At 57.0% G+C, this 18,914-nt stretch carries 20 protein-coding genes; 8 read left to right on the top strand and 12 right to left on the bottom strand.

Annotated elements, in window-relative coordinates; genetic code table 11:
- Nucleotides 1-25: 25 nt before the first annotated feature.
- The 3 genes from benB to catA all read right to left on the bottom strand — a co-directional run bounded on the left by benB (nt 26) and on the right by catA (nt 2,915).
- Nucleotides 26-514 carry a benzoate 1,2-dioxygenase small subunit gene (gene benB / locus SBC1_RS37330; protein ID WP_165106911.1) on the bottom strand — a complete coding sequence of 163 codons (489 nt, stop codon included), beginning with the start codon at nt 512-514 and terminating at the stop codon, nt 26-28.
- Nucleotides 511-1,869 carry a Rieske 2Fe-2S domain-containing protein gene (locus SBC1_RS37325; protein ID WP_165106908.1) on the bottom strand — a complete coding sequence of 453 codons (1,359 nt, stop codon included), beginning with the start codon at nt 1,867-1,869 and terminating at the stop codon, nt 511-513. The genes benB and SBC1_RS37325 overlap by 4 nt, the downstream gene beginning before the upstream one ends.
- A 113-nt stretch (nt 1,870-1,982) precedes the next feature.
- Entirely contained in the window at nt 1,983-2,915 is a 933-nt protein-coding gene (gene catA, locus SBC1_RS37320; protein ID WP_165106906.1) for a catechol 1,2-dioxygenase, read from the bottom strand.
- A gap of 174 nt (nt 2,916-3,089) precedes the next feature.
- On the opposite strand from catA, the gene SBC1_RS37315 reads away from it, so the two are divergent.
- The 3 genes from SBC1_RS37315 (at nt 3,090) to catC (ending at nt 5,617) form a co-directional block, all read left to right on the top strand.
- Nucleotides 3,090-4,013 (top strand): LysR family transcriptional regulator, encoded by a 924-nt coding sequence (locus SBC1_RS37315; protein ID WP_165106903.1) that lies wholly within the window; start codon nt 3,090-3,092, stop codon nt 4,011-4,013.
- A gap of 105 nt (nt 4,014-4,118) precedes the next feature.
- Nucleotides 4,119-5,246, top strand: a complete 1,128-nt coding sequence (locus SBC1_RS37310) for a muconate/chloromuconate family cycloisomerase (RefSeq protein ID WP_165106901.1) — start codon at nt 4,119-4,121, stop codon at nt 5,244-5,246.
- A gap of 92 nt (nt 5,247-5,338) precedes the next feature.
- On the top strand, nt 5,339-5,617 hold the full coding sequence (gene catC / locus SBC1_RS37305) for a muconolactone Delta-isomerase (protein WP_165106898.1): 279 nt from the start codon (nt 5,339-5,341) through the stop codon (nt 5,615-5,617).
- A 499-nt stretch (nt 5,618-6,116) separates the two neighbouring features.
- Here the strand turns inward: catC and SBC1_RS37300 are convergent, their stop codons facing one another.
- Nucleotides 6,117-6,560 carry a response regulator gene (locus SBC1_RS37300; protein ID WP_165106896.1) on the bottom strand — a complete coding sequence of 148 codons (444 nt, stop codon included), beginning with the start codon at nt 6,558-6,560 and terminating at the stop codon, nt 6,117-6,119.
- Nucleotides 6,561-7,317: 757 nt separating this feature from the next.
- Here SBC1_RS37300 and SBC1_RS37295 point away from each other — a divergent pair.
- Both SBC1_RS37295 and SBC1_RS37290 read left to right on the top strand, forming a co-directional pair.
- The gene (locus SBC1_RS37295; protein WP_370469756.1) at nt 7,318-7,461 is read left to right on the top strand and encodes a DUF447 domain-containing protein; all 144 of its coding nucleotides are present in this window, start codon (nt 7,318-7,320) and stop codon (nt 7,459-7,461) included.
- 6 nt (nt 7,462-7,467) lie between these two features.
- Nucleotides 7,468-7,827 (top strand): hypothetical protein, encoded by a 360-nt coding sequence (locus SBC1_RS37290; RefSeq protein ID WP_370469757.1) that lies wholly within the window; start codon nt 7,468-7,470, stop codon nt 7,825-7,827.
- A gap of 35 nt (nt 7,828-7,862) precedes the next feature.
- Here the strand turns inward: SBC1_RS37290 and SBC1_RS37285 are convergent, their stop codons facing one another.
- Nucleotides 7,863-8,096, bottom strand: coding sequence for a hypothetical protein (locus tag SBC1_RS37285; RefSeq protein ID WP_241202533.1), 234 nt, complete (start codon nt 8,094-8,096; stop codon nt 7,863-7,865).
- A gap of 694 nt (nt 8,097-8,790) precedes the next feature.
- On the opposite strand from SBC1_RS37285, the gene SBC1_RS37280 reads away from it, so the two are divergent.
- Together SBC1_RS37280 and SBC1_RS37275 are read left to right on the top strand one after the other, a co-directional pair.
- The gene (locus tag SBC1_RS37280) at nt 8,791-9,033 is read left to right on the top strand and encodes a type II toxin-antitoxin system CcdA family antitoxin (protein ID WP_241202532.1); all 243 of its coding nucleotides are present in this window, start codon (nt 8,791-8,793) and stop codon (nt 9,031-9,033) included.
- A complete protein-coding gene (locus SBC1_RS37275) occupies nt 9,033-9,353 on the top strand; it encodes a CcdB family protein (RefSeq protein WP_165106887.1) in 321 nt (106 codons plus the stop codon). The genes SBC1_RS37280 and SBC1_RS37275 overlap by 1 nt, the downstream gene beginning before the upstream one ends.
- Nucleotides 9,354-9,401: 48 nt before the next feature.
- Here the strand turns inward: SBC1_RS37275 and SBC1_RS37270 are convergent, their stop codons facing one another.
- The 6 genes from SBC1_RS37270 to SBC1_RS37240 all read right to left on the bottom strand — a co-directional run bounded on the left by SBC1_RS37270 (nt 9,402) and on the right by SBC1_RS37240 (nt 16,302).
- The gene (locus tag SBC1_RS37270; protein WP_165106884.1) at nt 9,402-10,034 is read right to left on the bottom strand and encodes an SH3 domain-containing protein; all 633 of its coding nucleotides are present in this window, start codon (nt 10,032-10,034) and stop codon (nt 9,402-9,404) included.
- Between the two features lie 654 nt (nt 10,035-10,688).
- Entirely contained in the window at nt 10,689-10,895 is a 207-nt protein-coding gene (locus SBC1_RS37265; RefSeq protein WP_165106882.1) for a hypothetical protein, read from the bottom strand.
- 1,007 nt (nt 10,896-11,902) lie between these two features.
- A complete protein-coding gene (locus tag SBC1_RS37255) occupies nt 11,903-12,169 on the bottom strand; it encodes a hypothetical protein (protein WP_165106877.1) in 267 nt (88 codons plus the stop codon).
- Between the two features lie 306 nt (nt 12,170-12,475).
- Complete coding sequence (gene phbB, locus SBC1_RS37250) at nt 12,476-13,219, bottom strand: acetoacetyl-CoA reductase (protein ID WP_165106875.1); 744 nt, start codon at nt 13,217-13,219, stop codon at nt 12,476-12,478.
- 1,369 nt (nt 13,220-14,588) lie between these two features.
- Nucleotides 14,589-14,894, bottom strand: a complete 306-nt coding sequence (locus SBC1_RS37245) for a panthothenate synthetase (protein ID WP_165106864.1) — start codon at nt 14,892-14,894, stop codon at nt 14,589-14,591.
- 265 nt (nt 14,895-15,159) lie between these two features.
- Nucleotides 15,160-16,302, bottom strand: coding sequence for a branched-chain amino acid ABC transporter substrate-binding protein (locus SBC1_RS37240; RefSeq protein WP_165107447.1), 1,143 nt, complete (start codon nt 16,300-16,302; stop codon nt 15,160-15,162).
- A gap of 226 nt (nt 16,303-16,528) precedes the next feature.
- Here SBC1_RS37240 and SBC1_RS37235 point away from each other — a divergent pair, with 226 nt between their 5' ends.
- Complete coding sequence (locus tag SBC1_RS37235) at nt 16,529-17,464, top strand: LysR family transcriptional regulator (RefSeq protein ID WP_165106861.1); 936 nt, start codon at nt 16,529-16,531, stop codon at nt 17,462-17,464.
- Here SBC1_RS37235 and speB read toward each other — a convergent pair whose 3' ends face one another.
- Complete coding sequence (speB, locus tag SBC1_RS37230; protein WP_165106855.1) at nt 17,465-18,442, bottom strand: agmatinase; 978 nt, start codon at nt 18,440-18,442, stop codon at nt 17,465-17,467.
- Nucleotides 18,443-18,914: the final 472 nt, after the last annotated feature.

The raw sequence follows: 18,914 nt of genomic DNA, 5'->3' as shown, positions 1-18,914 counted from the left end.
TTCTAATTTCCGACGACGCTCGACATTAAACGTGATAAACGTCGAGCACCTGGCGGATGTAGTCGTCCTTCAACACAATGCGCTTGTAGGAAATCAACAGTTCATCGTTGACCTTGCGCAGAGTGACGAACATCGTGCCGAAAAACTGGGCAGTGGTTTTGTAACGGTGGCTGAGCGTGTTGAAGTTGTAGCGCACGTCCACTTCGTTATCGCGCTCAGCCAGCACTTCCACATTGGTGACGTTGTGACTGGTGCGCGGTTCAGGCATCGAGGCGCCACTGCGTTCGGTCTTGATGCGAAACACACGGTCTTCCAGGCCGCCACGGTCCGGGTAGTACATCAACGAAATCTGGCTCTCGTGGTCGTCGGTAAGTTGGTCGTCGTCATCCCACGCAGGCATCCAGTACGTGACGTCCTCGGCATAGCAGGCAAGCCAGTCGTCCCATTGGCGGTCATCGAGCAGGCGCGCTTCGCGATACAGCACGGCGCAGATTTTCTGGTAGTCGAAGCTCATGCCAGCGCCTCCTCTTGTTCCTTCTTCAAAGCGTCGCGCATCACGTGAACCCAGTACTCGTGCTGGCACACAAACAGACCCTCGTCTTCGCTGCGCTCGCCCGAAATAACCGGCTTGATACCCATGCTCTTCGCATTCTCGTCCGGGCCATCGACCCACAACGGCGCGCCGCGCGAAAGGTCGTTCCACAACGCGGTGGTGCCGGCATAGCCGGCCTGGCAAGCGCGGAACTCTTCCAGATCGTCTGCGGTTCCCATTCCCGATACGTTGAAGAAATCTTCGTATTGGCGGATGCGGGTAGCCCGGTCGGCTGCGCTCTCCCCTTTTGGAGCAAAGCAGAAAATGCTGACTTCGGACCGGTCCACGCTTAAGGGACGTACCACGCGAATCTGGGTGCTGAACTGGTCCATCAGGAACACGTTCGGATACAGGCACAGGTTGCGAGTCTGGTTGACTATAAAATCCGCCTGGACTTCGCCCACGCGTGCCTTGATTTCTTCGCGATATTGATAGACCGGTCGCACTTCCGGATTCATTGTCTTGGTCCACAACAGAATGTGGCCGTGGTCGAATCCGTACACGCCGGCTACCGATTTGCTCCAGCTGTTCGCATCGACCGCCTTGGTGCCATCAACCTTCCGCCGGTCCATCGTTGCGGCGTAGTTCCAGTGCACGGTGCTGACGTGGTAGCCGTCGCAACCATTTTCCATCTGCATCTTCCAGTTGCCGTCGTAGATGTACGAGGAGTTGCCGCGCAGCACTTCCAGTCCGTTTGGGGCCTGGTCGACAATCTGGTCGATGATGACCTTGGTCTCACCGAGGAAGTCTTCCAGGGGCAGTACGTCTGCGTTAAGGCTGCCGAAAAGGAAACCACGATAGCTCTGAAAGCGCGCGACTTTCTTCAGGTCATGCGAGCCGTTGGTGTTGAATTGCACCGGATATTCCGTGGTCTTCGCATCCTTTACTTTCAGCAGCTTGCCGGTGTTGGCGAAACTCCAACCGTGGAACGGGCACGTGAAGGTGCCCTTGTTGCCATGCTTCTTCCGGCACAGCATCGCGCCCTTGTGCGCACAGGCGTTAATAACGGCGTGCAGTTCACCGCTTTTGTCGCGAGTCACCACTACAGGCTGGCGGCCGATCCAGGTAGTGTAGTAATCGTTGTTGTTGGGGATCTGGCTTTCGTGCGCCAGGTACACCCAGTTGCTCTCGAAGATGTGTTTCATCTCGAGTTCGAACAAATCGGCGTTGGTGAAGATATCGCGTCGGCAGCGAAATACACCGCTCTGCTTATCATCCTGAACAGCGGTTTGCAGCAGTTCATCCAGCTGTGAAGGTTTGTCGATAATTGCAGACATGAGTGCTCTCCCTACGCGTGCCCAAAGCTATGGAGCACGCGTATTGGTGTCGAAAGATTCTTGCGGAGAATTGAGCGGCTGCAGTGGTGCGATGTAGCAGCCGCTTTTAGCGGTCAGGCCGTAGCTGACGCACGCAGGCGATGAACAACCTGGTTATCCTTGCCCTGAACCAGCGGGGTCAACTCGATGTTGAACTCGATGTCCTTGTACGTATCGGCCTTCATGCCCAGCGCAGTGCCGCCGGTCTTCTCGAGCACGTGCGGAATCAAATCCTCGCGCGTGGCGTAGGCGAAGTCGTCCCAAATCAACGGGTCGCCCTCAATATTGATTTGCGTCGTCAACTTGCGGTGTTTATCGCTGGTGACAAAGAAGTGCACATGCGCCGGACGGTTGCCATGGCGCGCGAGCACGTTCAACAGTTGCTGGGTCGCGCCCTGCGGCGGGCAGCCGTAGCCCACTGGCATCAGCGTACGAAATTCGTACTTGCCGTCGACGCCGGTCCTGACCGCACCGCGCAAATTGAACTCGCTCTGCGCGCCCGTCGGGTCAAAGTGCGAATAGAAGCCTTTTGAATTCGCGTGCCAGCATTCGACCACCGCACCTGCAACGGGCTTGCCATCCGGGCCAGTGACCGTGCCGCGGATGACCAGCGGGCCTGCGTCCGGGTCCGGGTTGATGTCAATTCTGGACACGCCATCGCTCACCGGCGCACCGGCCACATACAGCGGACCTTCGATGGTACGCGGCGTGCCACCAATCTCGGCCTCCTTGTCCGCGGCGTCCATGCGAATGTCGAGATACTTCTCCAGACCGAGGCCAGCGGCAAGCAACGCCGCTTCGCCGTCCTGCCCGAGCTTGTTGAAATAGTGGACGCCGGCCCAGATTTCATCGGGCGTCATGTCAAGGTCGTCGATAGCCTTGAACAGATCGCTCAGCAGGCGATGGACAATCTGCCGGGCGCGAGGATTGCCGTCCTGGCTTCCGAGGTTGGCAGCGGCCTTCAGCAAGTCTTCCACTTCGTTCGTATCGAACACTTTCACGCTCATGTCTGCTCCTGAACTCTCTATTTTTGCTGGGGTTAACCCTGGATTCAGCACTGCCCTGGATATGCTCAGAAGGTATAATTTGGCGCTGAAACAGGTGTAAGTGGAGAATAATGGACGCTAGAAAGCCCCGTCCAACACTGATTTAGTATTGGTCTATATCTGGGAGGTATCAAGATGGAACTGCGGCATCTTCGCTATTTCGTCGCCGTAGCCGAAGAACGCAATTTCACGCGCGCGGCAGAGCGGCTGCACATGGCGCAACCGCCCTTAAGCCGTTCGATACAGCAACTTGAAGAGACGCTTGAGGTTCAGCTATTCCAGCGCGACTCGCGCCCGTTGAAGCTGACGGAGACGGGTAAGTTCTTCTATGCCCATGCCGTGCAGTTGCTGGCGCAGACAGCCGAGCTCGAATCAATGACGAGGCGCGTGGGCAACATCGAGCGCAGCCTCTCCGTCGGTTTTGTGGGTTCGACGTTGTACGGCATGCTGCCGAAAATCATCCGGCGCTTTCGCGACGAGAACCCCACAGTCGAACTCAGCCTCCACGAGATGTCCACGATGGACCAGATCAGAGCGCTGAAAGACGGTCAGATTGACGTGGGGTTCGGCCGTATTCGACATGAGGACGTGAACATCCGCCGGGTGATTCTTCGCGAGGAGAAGATGATTGTTGCCCTGCCGGAAGGTCATCCACTCTCACTCGCCAAACCCATTCTCGCCCTCAGCGACCTGATCAACGAAACCCTGATCATCTTTCCCAAGTCGCCACGACCCAGTTATGCAGACCAGGTGCTTTCAGCATTTCAAGACCGTGGTCTCAAGCCTCGCCGGATATATGAAGTACGGGAGTTGCAGATTGCGCTGGGTCTCGTCGCAGCGGGGGAAGGAATTTCTGTCGTTCCGAGCAGCGTGTACGGCCTTAAGCGAGACGATGTCAGCTACAAGGAACTGGACGATCCCACCCTGGTTTCCCCCATCATCATGAGCATGCGCATGCTCGACGAGTCGCGCGACATTCGAGAAATGCTTGAACTTATCTATCGGCTTTATGTAGAGGAAAAGATATCGTATGCACCCCGTATAGATGGCGGTCGGTGATAAGTGTCATACCTCGAAGGTATGACACTAGACGTCGATGGTGTTGGACAGGCGATTCCTGGGCGCGCAATACTTCGCCAACTCATCAACTCCGCCACTCCAGGTATGAACGCCCAAATCACCAACGTCGAAGCGATTCTCGTAGACCTCCCGACCATTCGCGCGCATCAGCTGGCAATGGCGACGATGCAACAACAAACCCTGGTTATTGTCCGTCTGCGCTCGAGCGATGGCATTGAAGGTATTGGCGAGGCCACCACGATCGGCGGTCTGTCGTACGGCGAAGAGAGCCCCGAAGGCATCAAGCTGACCATCGACACTTACCTTGCACCCGCAATTGTCGGGCACGATGCGACCAACATCAACGACGCAATGCTTAAGCTGAACAAAGTTGCTCGGGGAAACCGGTTTGCCAAGTGCGGAATTGAAACGGCTCTCCTGGACGCTCAGGGCAAGCGCCTGGGCGTCCCGGTTTCAACGCTTCTTGGCGGCGCTGTCCGCAAGACACTTCCAGTCCTTTGGACGCTCGCCAGTGGGGACACCCAACGAGACATAGAGGAAGCGGAGATGCTTCTCGGTGAACGTCGCCACAATACTTTCAAACTGAAGATTGGCCGGCGTAGCGTTCGTGATGACGTAGCGCACGTATCGAAGATCAAAACCGCGCTTGGCGAGCGCGCCAAGGTCACGGTAGACGTGAATCAGGCATGGAATGAGGTAGACGCGGCGCTAGGAATCGAAGCGCTCGAAGCTGCTGGCATTGACCTCATCGAGCAACCCACTCCCCGAGAGCAGCGCGGAGCACTCGCCAGACTTGCAGCGCGGTTCATCGTGCCCATCATGGCGGACGAAGCCGTGACAGGCCCGGAGGACGCCCTTGAACTCGTGCGCGGGGCATGCGCGGACGTGTTTGCATTGAAGATTGCGAAGTCCGGTGGCATCTACGCAATGTTGCGGACAGCCGCCATCGCGGATGCAGCTGGCGTGTCCCTGTATGGCGGCACGATGCTTGAAGGCAGCATTGGGTCGATTGCATCGGCACACGGATTCGCGGCTCTTCCACAACTTGCCTGGGGTACAGAGCTGTTCGGACCGCTCTTGTTGAAAGACGACATCGTCACCGCGCGACCTCAATACCGGGACTTCGACCTTCATATGCCAGAGGGACCGGGCCTGGGCCTGCATATCGATGAAGAGAAGCTCGCCTTTTACCGTCGCGACAAAAATATCTGAGTGCACCGTCAACCCGGCACCAGCAACATCGACCCATTCCAATTGTTGTGCCGGTGGACCTGAGAGACCCCTACTTTTTGATTGAGAGACCTATGCTTTATCTCGTAAGAATGGACGTACATCTGCCCCACGACATGCCCGCTGCCCGAGCCGATGAAATAAAGGCTCGCGAGAAAGCGTACTCGCAAGAGCTTCAGCAGCAAGGCAAGTGGCAGCAGCTGCATCGCGTGGTCGGTGAGTATGCGAACTACAGCATCTTCGATGTCGACTCGCACGACGAACTGCATACCATCCTCTCAGGTCTGCCGTTGTTTCCGTATGTGACGATGCAGGTGACCGCGCTCGCACGTCATCCATCGTCCATCCGCTGAAGTGCAACGGATGCCATGAATCGCGACACCGATGATGCTTTGGCGATGGGGATTTCGATAAACCTTTGCAAATAATGGGTTTGTGTCCTAAAGTTAATGTGCTTTCTCAGGTCGAAATGTCGCGTGGCTGCGACGCCAGTTGCCGAGACAGAACATGTCCAAAGATCATCAATCGCCTCTTCGCCATGAGGTTAGCAGGTGGTTTGAAGCCGACAGTGGGGCTCACATGTCGCACTTCGGCCACGTCTATCCCGGCGCCTGTCGGTATGTCCGTGTTCGCGCCCCTCTCACGGCAGGTTTCTTTTCGCTGACTTTCTTTCATCACGGACGGAAAGACTGGCGTATATATCCGCCTCCGGGTATTGGACCAAGCATCGTGTATTCGTCGGTAGCGTCGGAGAGATTCGAATGTCCACGACTGCAATGGCCTGTGGTGCTTTTGAAGGGCTGACAGCAAACCCGGAAATACGCTCATCGACCACAGCATTGAACGGCCCGATCACCTGCTGACGACGGACGCGAGCACCGTCAGTAATCGGCTAGGTGTGAGTGGCTTTGCGCAGTGGACATCGAAGCCGGCTTCGAGTGCCCGGGTCCGGTCCGCCTGCGAAGTCCGCGCGGTGAAGGCGACAAGCAGCATTTCGCAAGTGAGCGCCCCTGCCCGGAGCCGGCGCGCGAGTTCCAGCCCCGTCATCCCGGGCATCGCAACGTCTACTACCACAGCGAAGGGCAGCCATTCCTCTGCAACCGCACACGCCAGCCGCGCGTCATTGACTGTTCGAGCCTCAAACCCGTTTTGCTCTAATAGCAATTGCAGGGCATCTGCTCCTACAGGATAGTCGTCGACCACCAGGACTCGGGGTGTCGAAACCGGATTAATCGCATCGATGGGCCGCCACATGATGAAGTCATCGGTGCTGTCGAAATAGACGCGGTGAGCCATGATGCTGCCGCCTCCGGCAAAACGAACGTGCCGGGCAACAGGGCCGGCAGTTCATGTCGAAATCGGCCGGGGTCCTCACCGCTGCCGCACAGTCGCACAACGGCTTCACGGTACGCCCCGACAAAATCATCGACAACTCATCGAAACTACTTACGAGTCAGAGCCAAGGCAGCCCTAGAGATGAAGTATTTAGTTTGATAACCAGAAAAAGGAAAGTCAGTTGTCGTCTGACCGGACCGGCGGGCGCTCATGCGGTGCCGGCTCGGCTTTATCGGCGTCTGGAACTGGTGGTTTGTTCTGCGGCGTCGAAGCAGGGACCGGCTTATCTCGGGTCGCCGATGGCGCGGCAGGATTTGCGGTAGGGTCTGATGGCATCATGTTCTCCCTTCTCCCAAGACTGGGGAAAATCCCGATCTTCAGACTAGCACTGAACCAATCGATTGACTCGGGGCGCTAGCATAACTAACTAACACAGCTAGCGGGATAGCGACCTTCAACGGCTGGGGTCGTCGCAATCATCTGAGGTGTCGCGACCACGATTTCAGGCATCGAGTTGATGCATCGCATTCGCAAGGGGCAGCCCGACCTGTGCGCTCTCGGGCTCAAGAACATCGCACCGCCATCCGTTTGGAGTGACGTTATTACATTAATAAGGTATCCATATTTAAAAGGATCTCGGCCGGACGGGCTATGTGATCCACGAAACTGCCGTGGTCACGGAATCGAAACATGACGCGTCGCACATCGCGCCAATAGCGTGCGCTTCGAGGACGGCAATGTGATCCTGATGCCGTTCCTGCCATCGGCCACCTATGACAACATCGTCGCGGCCGGTTGCGCAGTCGTGAATTTCACGACTGACGTACGCGTCTTCGGCGGCTGCGTGACAGATCTGCGGTAACGGTTTATCAGACGATCAGCGGCGACGAGACGCTCGAACGGCTATGACATCATCGAAACCGCTCCAGATGGCGCAACCATTCATGCACTTCATCTGAAGGAGTTCGGCATCAACCACGTCCATTCGGCCCGATTTAAATTCCTGCCTGGATTATTTTGTTATCCTCAGTACTACCTTGAAAAGATGGGGCATGCAAATATGCGAGTCATACCTGAACACCTTCGGATTGGTCCCGCTGAAGTTGAAGCATGGCTTACGTGTATGAAGAAGGCCATCGCAGACGTTGGATTCCACGCGGACGTCAACGCGAAATTGATGCTGCACTTCACCCGCTCAGCTACAGCGCTCAAAAACAAACTGCGGTGAGTTTCAGGCAGCGCGCTGACACTCACGCCGATTACTTACGCTGATTGCGCTGCTGTTAGCTTAGGGCCGCTGCGCAATGTCGCAACTGCCATTTCCGGCTCCTTTCGCTTGTCGCTCACCTGCTCGATGCCGATTTTCAGCACCGACTCGCAAAATGCTAATCGCGCGCGGTAGTAGTCCGCGTGTACTTGTGCGTCAAGAATTCGTTGCTCGGCTTGAAAGAGCTCGAGACGTAGTTCCGGCAACGCCTTTTGCGCCTGCTGCTCCACAGTCGGTGCGTAACGTGCCGCCCAGCTCGCTATCCATCGCAACATAGTGATCTCTCCGGTCGCGTCGCTTTATGTCCGATCGCTTGCGCCTAGACAGCAATCGACCGCATCTGAGCGATTGGAATCTTTTCGTTTACAGCTTCCATCTAAACATAACAAAGTTCAGCGTAAAGCGATGCCGATCTGTGCATTAAGATCTGGAGTGTTGCAAAAATGTCTCAATTGAGCAGATGCCGGGCGTCGCGAATTGCGTCGTCTCCGACTGCGGCAGGACGCTGTGCCTGAAAGCATGTTTTTGGTTTTGATTCATGACATTGAAACCACTGAACCGTCTCAGTGCGGCCACGTCAGCCCACCCCGGCAGTCAGACGATTTTAGTAATGGAATTAAAAACTTCTGCTACTGACGCCGCCTCCGATCAGTTGCTGTTCGAGCCGGACCACGAGACATTTCGGCAGTTCGTCCCTCTTCTGATGCAGCAGAAACCCGAACCCGGGGCTTGAACAAATGATGGCTATCCGGCCGCCGTGGAAGAGCGCCGAATACTTCGGGACAATTCTGGCCGTCCTCCCGCCATTGTCGCGAAGGCGTCTACTCCGTGGCCTTGCACCGGCTCGCTCGGAGGAAGATTTCCTGTTAGCGATCATCATGCATGTGGACTACAATGCACATGTTTTCCAACAGGGATATACACATGGGTAAGGCACTCGAAGTCCGGGCGCGCAAGTCCACGAATGTCACGCTGCCGCCTGAAGTCCTGGATCGGGCAAAGGAGCTCGGGATCAACCTTTCGCGCGCGAGTGAGCGTGGTGTGCGCGAAGAAATCCAGGAAACCGAGGCGCGTCGTTGGGCCGACGACAATGCCGAGTTGGTCGCGGCATACACGGCCATGGTTGAACGCGACGGGCTGCCGCTTGCGAAGTACCGGACGTTTTAATGGCGCGTTTTGATCTCTACGGTAACCCCGACAATGAAACGCGGCGCCTTGCGCCATACCTGCTCGACGTGCAGAGCACGCATGTCGGAATATTGCCGACGCGCATCGTGATTCCTCTGCGACCTACCCCGGACCTCGGGTTCTCAGGCAAACCGTCCGACTTGCTTCCGGTCTTCGAGATTAACGGCGAGTACTACTTCCTCGATACGCCCGCCATGAGTGCCGTTCCGTTGAACGCACTCGGCAGGCGCATTGGTTCTCTTGCGGATCAGCGCGACGCCATCTTGGCCGCGCTCGACCGGATTTTCGGCGCCTACTGACCGAAAGACTTTCCCGGCCCGGGCTGAGCTTGTTGCCTTGCTAGCCGCTTATTGTGGCGGCGGATGGCCATGATCATCTTCGCCACCCCGATGCTCGGGCTTCGGCTGCTCGCGATTCACCCCGGGTCCAGGCGGATGCCCGTAGTTGCCTTGAGGCGCACCGGGCGGACGACCTGCATAGCCTTCATTGCCACGTGGTGGCCCCGGAGGACGCCCACCATACGGTTGCGGCGGCGGGTGCCCATAACCCGGCCCCGGGCTCGGACGAGGCGGCGCATGATTGATCCATCGTCCCTGATCGTGATACCACGGTTGCCCGCGGTAATAATTGCCCCAGTAATCGCCCACGGAGAACGTGACGATCGGCAGGCCGATGGCCGCGCCATAAGTCAGGATGGGCACGTTGTTGCCCTGATACGGATAGCTGAGTGTGGAGGCGTCAACCCAGCCACGCAGGTTCGGTACGGCTACATCGCACCAGGAATAGCCGGCCACGCAGCCGTATACCGTTACCTGAAGTCCCTGCGGCAGCTGCGACACAACCGGATAATCCGGCGCGGGCCCCGCGAACACGTCGACGGGTACATTGGTGAACGCAGCCTGCTGCGCGGACGCGCTGTCCGTTAGGCAAAGCAAGCCGGCCATGCCAACAAAGAGACTCATAGCCAAAGGTTTTTTCATCGTGATCATCCCCTTAAGAATCGGTTGTTATCTTTTCCGATCGATTAGCGTCGGGACAGAAAGCATCCTAGTTGCTCACGTCGTAGTTGCTCATTTTCGTCGTGCAAGACTTTGAGTGGCAAGCTTTCATCAAGCTATGCATGTCGTTTTCTTTGGAACAGATCGAGCATAGGAAAGTTGTGAAATCGCGCAGTCGAGCTGCATGATGATGCGGGCGGTTTCTCGGGCTGAGGAGTCGGACCGGCGGGACATTAAGGGCGCTCGGCCTCGAAAAACCGACGCGCAGTGGACATGGGCTGATTTTGCGCTGCAAACGCTGTCTGAATAATACGAACTATCACGATTAATGTATCGATAGATCTTCCCGGCGCCGACTTAGATGCCGGACACTGGTCTATGACGCAAGAATCCCGCCCGTCGACGCGCGGGCACTCCAATGGCCGAGCTGAAAGTCAACGGTCCATACGGTCTGACGGCGCGAATTTTGTTGTCCGACTGGCAAAGTGCAACCGCAATCTGTCCGACAAGAGCGGCATCGGCGGCTAATGTCCTCACCGATACTCCTGTGAGGGACGGTTCGACTATTTCGGCACAACGATCCTCGAACGCCAACTCACGCAAACTTTGCGCGAAGCTCTCGGGCTGCGCGCCAAGTCAAACAACGCGGTCAATCTCGGCCATTCCATACTCGACTGCGCAACGACAAGCCGCATCCGGATTGGCAAAATGCCCCAGCACGCCCGACGCTTTTTCGGAGTGGTCGGGTCGCTCAACGATGACCATCGCGGCGTAGGAACCTTCGTCAAATGCTGCAAGTGGAGTTAGAAAGAATCCCTTATATGTAACTGCTACCTTAGACATGTGTGCCCTCTCGGCTTTATGAAACCGTCGAACGCGGTCTGTTGCCCGGCGTGGATTTCATTCTCCGCCACACTCCCATTGAACTCATCCGTGGATGCACCAAGCTAGAGCGTTCGAAGCGGCCGCTTTATGGACGCGTAATGGAATTGGATTTTGCTGCTTTGCGGTTTTTGACCCCTCTGCAGACCGAATCGTGCACCAATCGACTTTTTTGCAGGTGCGCCAGAGGTGATCAGTTTCTGAGCGCGGATTTTTGGCTTAATTCCGATGCCTTCAGCCAAGATACATATCCAAATGGACGCCGGACTCTTACATTGCAAAGCGCCGTTAGTGGAGATGCCCGCCGAGCTAGCCAGTGATGTGTAGGCATACTCATCACTGGCCAGGTGATTCGGCGCGTCGTCGTAGCCTGTCGCGCGCTCCGATTCCCATTTTCAGTGCGGCTGGACCATCGAGAAGCTGTGACGTCATGCTGGTTTGCCTCGCCCGCGCGACGCAAACCAGATAGCACGCTCGACCAGCGACGTTTGCCAACAGGCATTCGACGCGCACGACGGTGCGGATCTACGATGGCTCTTCGCCCCGAACCGGGGAAGGCAGGGACTCAAGCAGTCTCGCAAGCCTTGCTCGCTGCTGCGGAGTCAGCCCTCGTGTAGCGCTCACCTGCTGAACACGTGCGCGCCAGTAGGTCCGGTTGAACAATGAGTCTGCACCATCGGCTGACAGGATCCGTTCGAGATGGGAAATCGCATCCTCGGCATTTTGGGGTGTATAAGGGCTCCCCATGTCTCCGGGTCCTTTTTTTATCGTTGTTTTCATCCACTTCTCTCTTGTGGTTACCTACTAAGTCCGGCCCCGCACGCCAGGCTTTAGTTGAGCCTGTCTTTATCAAACAACAAACGCGGGTGTGTCCTCACTGAACAGCGACCATGCAAATTCCGGAAGCGCGACCCGTCCCGGCCGACGACTCGACGAGACCCATCGCACGCGCACGGCACCGGGAATGTTTAGCAAAGCTGTGCGGTGGCCACCCACGTCATCTTCTCGAACTGCCTGAGAACTGCGTTCAGCGACCCGGGGATCGTTTCGGAAAACGATATCGTCATGTCCTCGAAACCACGTTCGCTGTTAGTCACAATCCGGACGCACTCGATGTCACGCGCGACCGGCATCAGCACCTGCCAGATGGCGGCGACCCGCATGCCGCCGCTGCTCGTACGAACCGTGATCTGATGGCCTGTGGCCGTTAATAGCCCGGCAATTTTCGGTGTCATCTGCAAGCCCTCTCTCCGATGTGTTTGTCTTGTTCTTCGCATGGGCGGTGCGATCACATTCGCCCGCGCGTTTGATGCCACCACTCATGATGATTCAAATGCCGTAGCATTCTTGCCCGTGTCCGCTCACGGCGATAGTGACCAATCACCATGAGCATCGCGATACTAAGGGCCGAGCCCCCAATGACCAGACCTAACCAGGTTTCACTCATGACACATACCTCTCATGGAAGCACAGGGGTTGCGTGATTGGTTCACGCCGGTTCGTACGGTGTCCTGCACGAACCAGCCGGTGCGCGCGTCGCGTTACTGCATGTGCTGGCCGCCGTTGATCGCGATATTGGAGCCGGTCACGAAGCCGGCATCGTCCGAGCACAGGTAAGCAACAAGCGCCGCTACTTCCTCGGGCTTGCCGAGACGCCCCATCGGGATATGCGGCAGCACCTTTGTATCGAGGATTTCCTGAGGAATCGCAGTGACCATCTTTGTCGCCAGGTAGCCCGGCGAAATTGTGTTGACGGTCACCCCCTTGCGCGCCACTTCCAGCGCCAGCGATTTGGTGAAGCCGTGGATGCCAGCCTTGGCCGCGGCGTAGTTAGTCTGGCCGACTGAGCCTTTCGAGCCGTTGACGGAAGAAATGTTGATGATGCGCCCCCATCCGCGTGCAACCATGTCTTCGCACAACGGCTTAGTCATGTTGAAGACCGAATCCAGATTGGTGCGAATGACCGAGTCCCAGTTGACCTTGTCCATCTTCCTGAGCGTCATGTCCCGCGTGATCCCGGCGTTATTCACCAGAATGTCAACCGGGCCAACTTCAACCTGGATTCTGGCCGCACAGTGCTGGCTGGAGTCGTAGTCGGCGACATCAACCGGGTACGCGCGAAAGCCCCGGCCTTGAGTTTCCATGTTAGCCAGCCATTCGGCTGCGCCGGCGTTGTTCGGCGAGTGCGTTACTACAACCGCATAACCAGCGTCATGCAGTTTCGTGCTGATCGCCTCTCCAAGGCCGCCCATACCACCCGTTACCACAGCGATTCGTTTCGTCATCCTTTTCATCCGTGATCGTAATATCTGCGAGGATCATGAATACCCAATGGCCGTCTCGCAAAACCCGCCATTGCTTTGCCACAATGCATTACCGCCTTCCGGGTCGCGGAAGGAACGGTTTCAGCATTGTTTGAACTGCGCGGGTTTTTGTAGGCTTGTGGTATTGCGCGAATGAAGTCTGGTGCGTCAGCGCGCTACAACATGCCGCGCACTGCTTTAAAAATTCTAAATGTCCCGCATGATCAGGCGCGCTCGACTGCTGGCGCCGATCCCTTGCCAATCATCTTCGGATAGACACGGGCGCTGACCATATCGCTGGCTTGAGCAGCGTCTCCGTGCATTCAGCCAGACCGCGAAAGAGCCGCCTGCAGGTTAAGTTCGGTCAGCTTCCGCGTCCCCTCAAACGATTCGCTAGCCAGCGAAAAGAAGGTCGAAACATTCCATTAAAAGAAGGTCGAAACATTCCATTTATAGAATTGCGTCAGTTCTTCAGACAAAAAATCGTTCATTGCCTTTCCTGGATTGATGCTTAAAACACGCGGCGCCGGCGGTTTTGCATGCCGTTAATTTGCTGCCTGCTGGTTGGAGAAGATCTGCTTTGAAAGTCATTATTAGTATGACTAATAGATTGAAAAACAGTCCACTCGGATCGAACCTTTTAACCCGCGATCCAGCAGATTAAACCTTGAACATTGCGCGATTCTGACAGCCGCCTCGCCACCGCCCCCTTGAGCTTGACACTTGACATGTTGGGCCCTCGGCGGGGGCATGTTCGGCCGCATTGCGGTGTATGCAGTTACATACAAACAAATATTAGAGTAATTATTCTAACCAGATGAACGCCAAAGCAAGTAGGTGGATCACTAGGTAAATACCCTTATATTTGATTCTTTGGATATGTACGAAACGATGCCGTCGCACTGCAACATCAAAATGCCTTACCTACATGTTCAGGAAGAGCCCAATCGCGCTGGTTGTAAGTCCACCGCCATCTTCGCCTCTCTGGAGCAAAGCTTCGCCGGGATCCCATGATCGGTCGCGCGCAGCCGTGCGGATTTTGTCAAAGCTCCGGCTCCGGCTCGCTCCGTGTCATCGAGTTGAGTTGTCTGCGGCTCCGGAATCCAACTGATATGGAGGGTATGAAAAGGGCCGGAGTTCGTTTATGCCGCTCCCCGGGCTGGCCTGTCGACCCTCCTCCGCCGCTAACGCTTCCTGGTGGGGAACGGCGGCTCTCCGAGGTCAATCGGTCATCTGAGTAGGTTGGAGCTGGAGACAAACTATCTTGAGGTTTGTTCGAAACTCTACCGCTTCAAACGTGGGCGGCAGCACGGCATGCTGTCAGCGCGTCACTCGCACGCCGTGCCGCGCCCTATTTCCACTTCGAGCCAAGCATTTCGAGTCCAGCTCTCTTGAGGTCATCTGCCACCATCACCACGCGAAACTCGCAGTCGGCATTGAACGTAAGAAACCATGGTTCCGCGAATTTTGGAATCTGCGACGGCTCCTCAAGGTCAACGATGAGAATTGCTCCGCGTGTACCGTTCTGCTCGGTAAAGTAGGCGGCCTCCGGTTTCGACTCTGCGAGGATTTTCTCTATTAACTCTCCGATGGAGCCATCGCGTACAAAAGCGTTGAATGGCTCGTGAGGTATTCGTATGTTGAGAAGCATGCGCATAGTGATCCTCCTTGACTGTGTCCGGATGGACTCTTTTAGAATAGGAGGTTGTCGCGTCATTGGCTGCGGCTATTCAACAAACCAGCGAAGAGTAATTGGGAGCGTTCACATGCGTTGCTCAGCGTTCCACGCACCGGCTTTCCCAAGAGAGTCGAAGCTCTCAACCGTAGTTGGCCCGGATGTCATCGGCGCAGTGAATGGCCGTTTGCTGGGTGGAGCGACCGTCTGAGCGTACGGTCACGCAGACGGCGCGCACGGCGTAAGCCTACGGTTGCGCAGACGCAAGAGGCGTCGGTTCGCCATTTCGATAGTTATAGATCGTGATGGGAGAATCCGTGAGATCGCGATTCTTGTCGAACTGGTAGTGGCCGGAAACACCGTGAGAATCGATGTTCGCCAGCGCAGCGCGGTATTGGGCCGGTTCAATCGAATTGGCCTTCGTCATCGCTTGCGCGACGATGTTCACGCCATCGTACAAAGCAGCGCTGTAGGTCAGCGGATCGGTATGAAAGCGCTGCTTGTAGTCCGCCTTGAACCGACGACCTTCCGGTGTTTGATCGAGAACGGGGCCGCCTTGCGGGCAATACACGCGCGTGTCGACCGCATCGCCGCCAAGTTTCGCCAGTTCGGCATTGCACATTGCGTCACCGCCCAGCAGGTAGCCATTCATCGCGAGGCGCTTCATCTGCTTGCGCAGCGCGCCGGCCTGGGCATAGTAACCGCCGTAGAAAATCCCTTCGGCATTCGAGCCCTTGACATGCGTAAGGATCGAGACGAAGTCGGTCGCCTTGTCGGTCGTATATTCACGATCGACGATCTCAATGCCGTTGGCTTTAGCCGCGTTGACGAACTCGTCGGCGACGCCTTGACCGTACGCAGTGCGATCGTCGATCACGGCGATACGCTTGACCTTCAGTTCCTTCGCTGCAAATTCCCCCATCCGGCTGCCAAGCTGCGTATCGCTGGCCGAGATGCGAAACACGAACGGATAGCCGTGCTGCGTAATCGACGGATTCGACGCGACAGTCGCCATCACGATGCCCGACACGTTCACGAGGTTCGAGATCGGAATCGCGACGCCGGAATTGAAAGGCCCGAAAATGACCTTGACGTTCGCGTCCACCAAACTTTGTGCGACCGTCATGCCGGTACGAGGGTCGGCGGCATCATCCTGTGAAACCAGTTCAAAGCGCGTCTTCTGGCCGCCGATCACGAGACCCTTGGCATTCAAGCGCTCTATCGCCATTCTCACGCCGTTTTCGTCGTCCTTGCCAATGGCGGCCTGCGCGCCAGTCAACGGCCCTGTCAAACCGATCTTGACGACCTGATCGCCGGCCGTCGCGCTCAGGGAGATCATGCTCAAAGCGACTGTTGTCACCCAGCTTGCGCCTGCGTATGGTTTGTTCATCATGCTTTCCTCACCTCGTGTGGTGTGCCAAACCGTGTCGTCGCCGAGACGGCGAATCTCATCAGTGTGGGCACGGAAACATCGCGCGACCCCATCCGTCGCGACGCCTCTTCCAATGTCTGGACAGTGGGGTTAGCAACAATTTTGTGTTGCCAAATTCTCCAATAAAATGCACCATTGACGAAGCATATTTCGGTAATTCCCGAAGTAATGGAGAGGTGGCACGATGCAAGTTCAGGACACGGATCTCAAGCTGCTGCGGATCTTCGAAACCATCGTGCGATGTGGTGGTTTCTCCGCTGCACAGCCAATTCTCAACATCGGTGCATCGAGTATCAGCGAATATATGTCGCAGCTGGAGACGCGACTCGGACTCCGGCTATGTGAACGCGGACGCGCCGGTTTTCGGCTCACTGAGGAGGGCGCGGAACTACACGCGGCCGCGCAACGTCTGCTCGGCGCGGTGGACACATTTCATATGGAGGCCGGTGCACTGCGCAATCAGCTTTCCGGCGTGTTGCGCTTTGGCATGATCGAAGCGACATTGACCGACAAGTACTCGCCTCTGCCAATAGCGATTCGAGAGTTCGGCCAGATGGCTCCGGAAGTCCGCCTGCATGTACAGATCGAAACGCCCGGCAGCATGGAGCAGCACGTGCTGGATGGCCGTCTGCATCTTGCAGTGGGGCCGTTCCCCGCGCAAATTCCTGGCCTCGATTACTTGCCGCTCTATCGTGAGGAACAAGGGCTCTACTGTGCGTCCACGCATCCGTTGCACGAACGGGCGAGTGGCAGGGTTTCTGTTTCGCTACTCAGCAAGCAGCGGCTGGCGGCCCGCGCATATCTCGGCAGCCAGGAATTGAAGTTGCTGCGCATGCCGGAAGCCGCGGCCTCCGTCGATAACGTTGAAGGCCGGGCCATGCTGATTCTGTCCGGCAACTACATCGGCTTTCTGCCGCCGCATTATGCCCAGCCCTGGGTGCACAGCGGTTTGTTGACCCGCATCGATCCCGAGCACTACGCGACCCATCTGGACTTTCAGATCATCACGCGCAAGGGGGGTGAATCGGCGCGCGTCGTACAGGCCTTTTGCAACCAGTTGCGGGCAGCCGGCAAGCAAGTTGGCCGCGCCCCACGGAGCGGCAAACAGCGCGCGGATTAATTAGCGGGAAAGGTTTCGCTTAACTTTGCGTTGATGCATGACACGGCCGATGGTATTCAGCAGCAATTGCGCGGCAAGAATTGAAGTGGAGCCCGAATGATCGTAATCGGGCGCAACTTCCACGAGATCGATGCCGATCACGTCACCCTGCGCGGCGAGGCCTGCGAACAGTTCAAGTCCTTCGTAGTACAGAAGACCGCCGTGGCTAGGCGTGCCCGTGCCAGGCGCGATCGAGGGATCGAAACCGTCGATATCGATCGTCAAGTAATAGCGCACGCCCTTCGGGATGCGGTCCAGCACGCCCTGGATGCCGAGGCGCCGCAAATCGCGCACCGAAATAATGTCGGAACCCATCTCGCGCGCCTGGGCGTAGCCTTCGCGCGCCGTCGACGACACGTTGCGAATGCCAATCTGCGTCATGCCCGACACCACGCTTTTCTCCGCCGCGCGCCGTAGCGGATTGCCATGGCCGTATCGCACGCCATGACGCTCGTCAACGAAATCAAGGTGTGCGTCGATGTGGACGATATGAAACGGCTCCTGGCCCTCGAACGCGTTGATGCACGGAATGTTGATCGAGTGATCGCCGCCCATCACCACTGGCAACGCGCCCGCCGCCAGGATCTTGCGCACGCCGTACTCAATGTTTGCGTGGCTCTTTTCGGTGTTGGTGTGCACCATGTCCGCGTCGCCGATGTCGACGATACGAACTTCGTCGCTAGGCAGGTAAACAACATCGTCTTCAAAGTCGTATGCGCCGCCGTGGCCGAACGAGAACAACGTCGACGCGTCGCGAATCGAACGCGGGCCGAAGCGCGCTCCGGCGCGCCACTGAGTGCCGCAGTCGAAGGGCGCGCCCATTACCGCGACGTCCGCGCCGATCTTGTCCCAATCAAGACACAAGGGGGATTTCGCGAACGTGCAGATTCCCACAAACGGCAAATTGAGCCGCCCCGTTTCGTAGCTGTTTTCAGACATGATTGCCTCCGTCCTGTTTTGTTCATCCAGATAGGTGCGACGCGCAGGCGTCGCCCACTCCATTGCTCAGCGGCGCCCTTTGTCGGGAGCGAGTGGCGCATCTGGAGCGAAGTCTAGGCAAACAATTTCAACGGAAAAATGCCTAAAACAAGAAATGCACTTCGGAATAGTCCGAAGCTATGTTGAAGCATGGCGAGCCCGTGAATGGGTCGGTCGTGCAGGTAGTGGAAGTTGACCCTTATCAGCGACGAATCGGTTGATCACCATGCGGGGCGACGAGTTCTGCGTGCTGCGCGAGTCGGTGTGTCATACGCGTTTGGCAGCGGTCATTCGCGCTACTTGCGCCAACGGCCTTCCAGAGCTTGCTGACTTGCCCGGCAAGTTTGCGGCCCCCATCCGTGGTCGGGTTCTTCGCGCTCAGAGCAGCGGACAAGTTATCCATGGCGCTGCGTCCCGTTCGACGCCTGCATGC

The organism is Caballeronia sp. SBC1 (assembly GCF_011493005.1).
GTDB lineage: Bacteria > Pseudomonadota > Gammaproteobacteria > Burkholderiales > Burkholderiaceae > Caballeronia.
This window is presented reverse-complemented; position numbering and strand designations above follow the sequence as displayed.

Excerpts from the sequence above, each read along its gene's own strand:
- SBC1_RS37235 (WP_165106861.1), top strand. The coding sequence starts at position 16,529 with ATGCAAGTTCAGGACACGGATCTCAAGCTGCTGCGGATCTTCGAAACC.
- benB (WP_165106911.1), bottom strand. The coding sequence starts at position 514 with ATGAGCTTCGACTACCAGAAAATCTGCGCCGTGCTGTATCGCGAAGCG.
- SBC1_RS37325 (WP_165106908.1), bottom strand. The coding sequence starts at position 1,869 with ATGTCTGCAATTATCGACAAACCTTCACAGCTGGATGAACTGCTGCAA.
- phbB (WP_165106875.1), bottom strand. The coding sequence starts at position 13,219 with ATGACGAAACGAATCGCTGTGGTAACGGGTGGTATGGGCGGCCTTGGA.
- SBC1_RS37315 (WP_165106903.1), top strand. The coding sequence starts at position 3,090 with ATGGAACTGCGGCATCTTCGCTATTTCGTCGCCGTAGCCGAAGAACGC.
- SBC1_RS37310 (WP_165106901.1), top strand. The coding sequence starts at position 4,119 with ATGAACGCCCAAATCACCAACGTCGAAGCGATTCTCGTAGACCTCCCG.
- speB (WP_165106855.1), bottom strand. The coding sequence starts at position 18,442 with ATGTCTGAAAACAGCTACGAAACGGGGCGGCTCAATTTGCCGTTTGTG.
- catC (WP_165106898.1), top strand. The coding sequence starts at position 5,339 with ATGCTTTATCTCGTAAGAATGGACGTACATCTGCCCCACGACATGCCC.
- SBC1_RS37280 (WP_241202532.1), top strand. The coding sequence starts at position 8,791 with ATGGGTAAGGCACTCGAAGTCCGGGCGCGCAAGTCCACGAATGTCACG.
- SBC1_RS37275 (WP_165106887.1), top strand. The coding sequence starts at position 9,033 with ATGGCGCGTTTTGATCTCTACGGTAACCCCGACAATGAAACGCGGCGC.
- SBC1_RS37265 (WP_165106882.1), bottom strand. The coding sequence starts at position 10,895 with ATGTCTAAGGTAGCAGTTACATATAAGGGATTCTTTCTAACTCCACTT.
- SBC1_RS37245 (WP_165106864.1), bottom strand. The coding sequence starts at position 14,894 with ATGCGCATGCTTCTCAACATACGAATACCTCACGAGCCATTCAACGCT.
- SBC1_RS37255 (WP_165106877.1), bottom strand. The coding sequence starts at position 12,169 with ATGACACCGAAAATTGCCGGGCTATTAACGGCCACAGGCCATCAGATC.
- SBC1_RS37240 (WP_165107447.1), bottom strand. The coding sequence starts at position 16,302 with ATGAACAAACCATACGCAGGCGCAAGCTGGGTGACAACAGTCGCTTTG.
- catA (WP_165106906.1), bottom strand. The coding sequence starts at position 2,915 with ATGAGCGTGAAAGTGTTCGATACGAACGAAGTGGAAGACTTGCTGAAG.
- SBC1_RS37270 (WP_165106884.1), bottom strand. The coding sequence starts at position 10,034 with ATGAAAAAACCTTTGGCTATGAGTCTCTTTGTTGGCATGGCCGGCTTG.
- SBC1_RS37300 (WP_165106896.1), bottom strand. The coding sequence starts at position 6,560 with ATGGCTCACCGCGTCTATTTCGACAGCACCGATGACTTCATCATGTGG.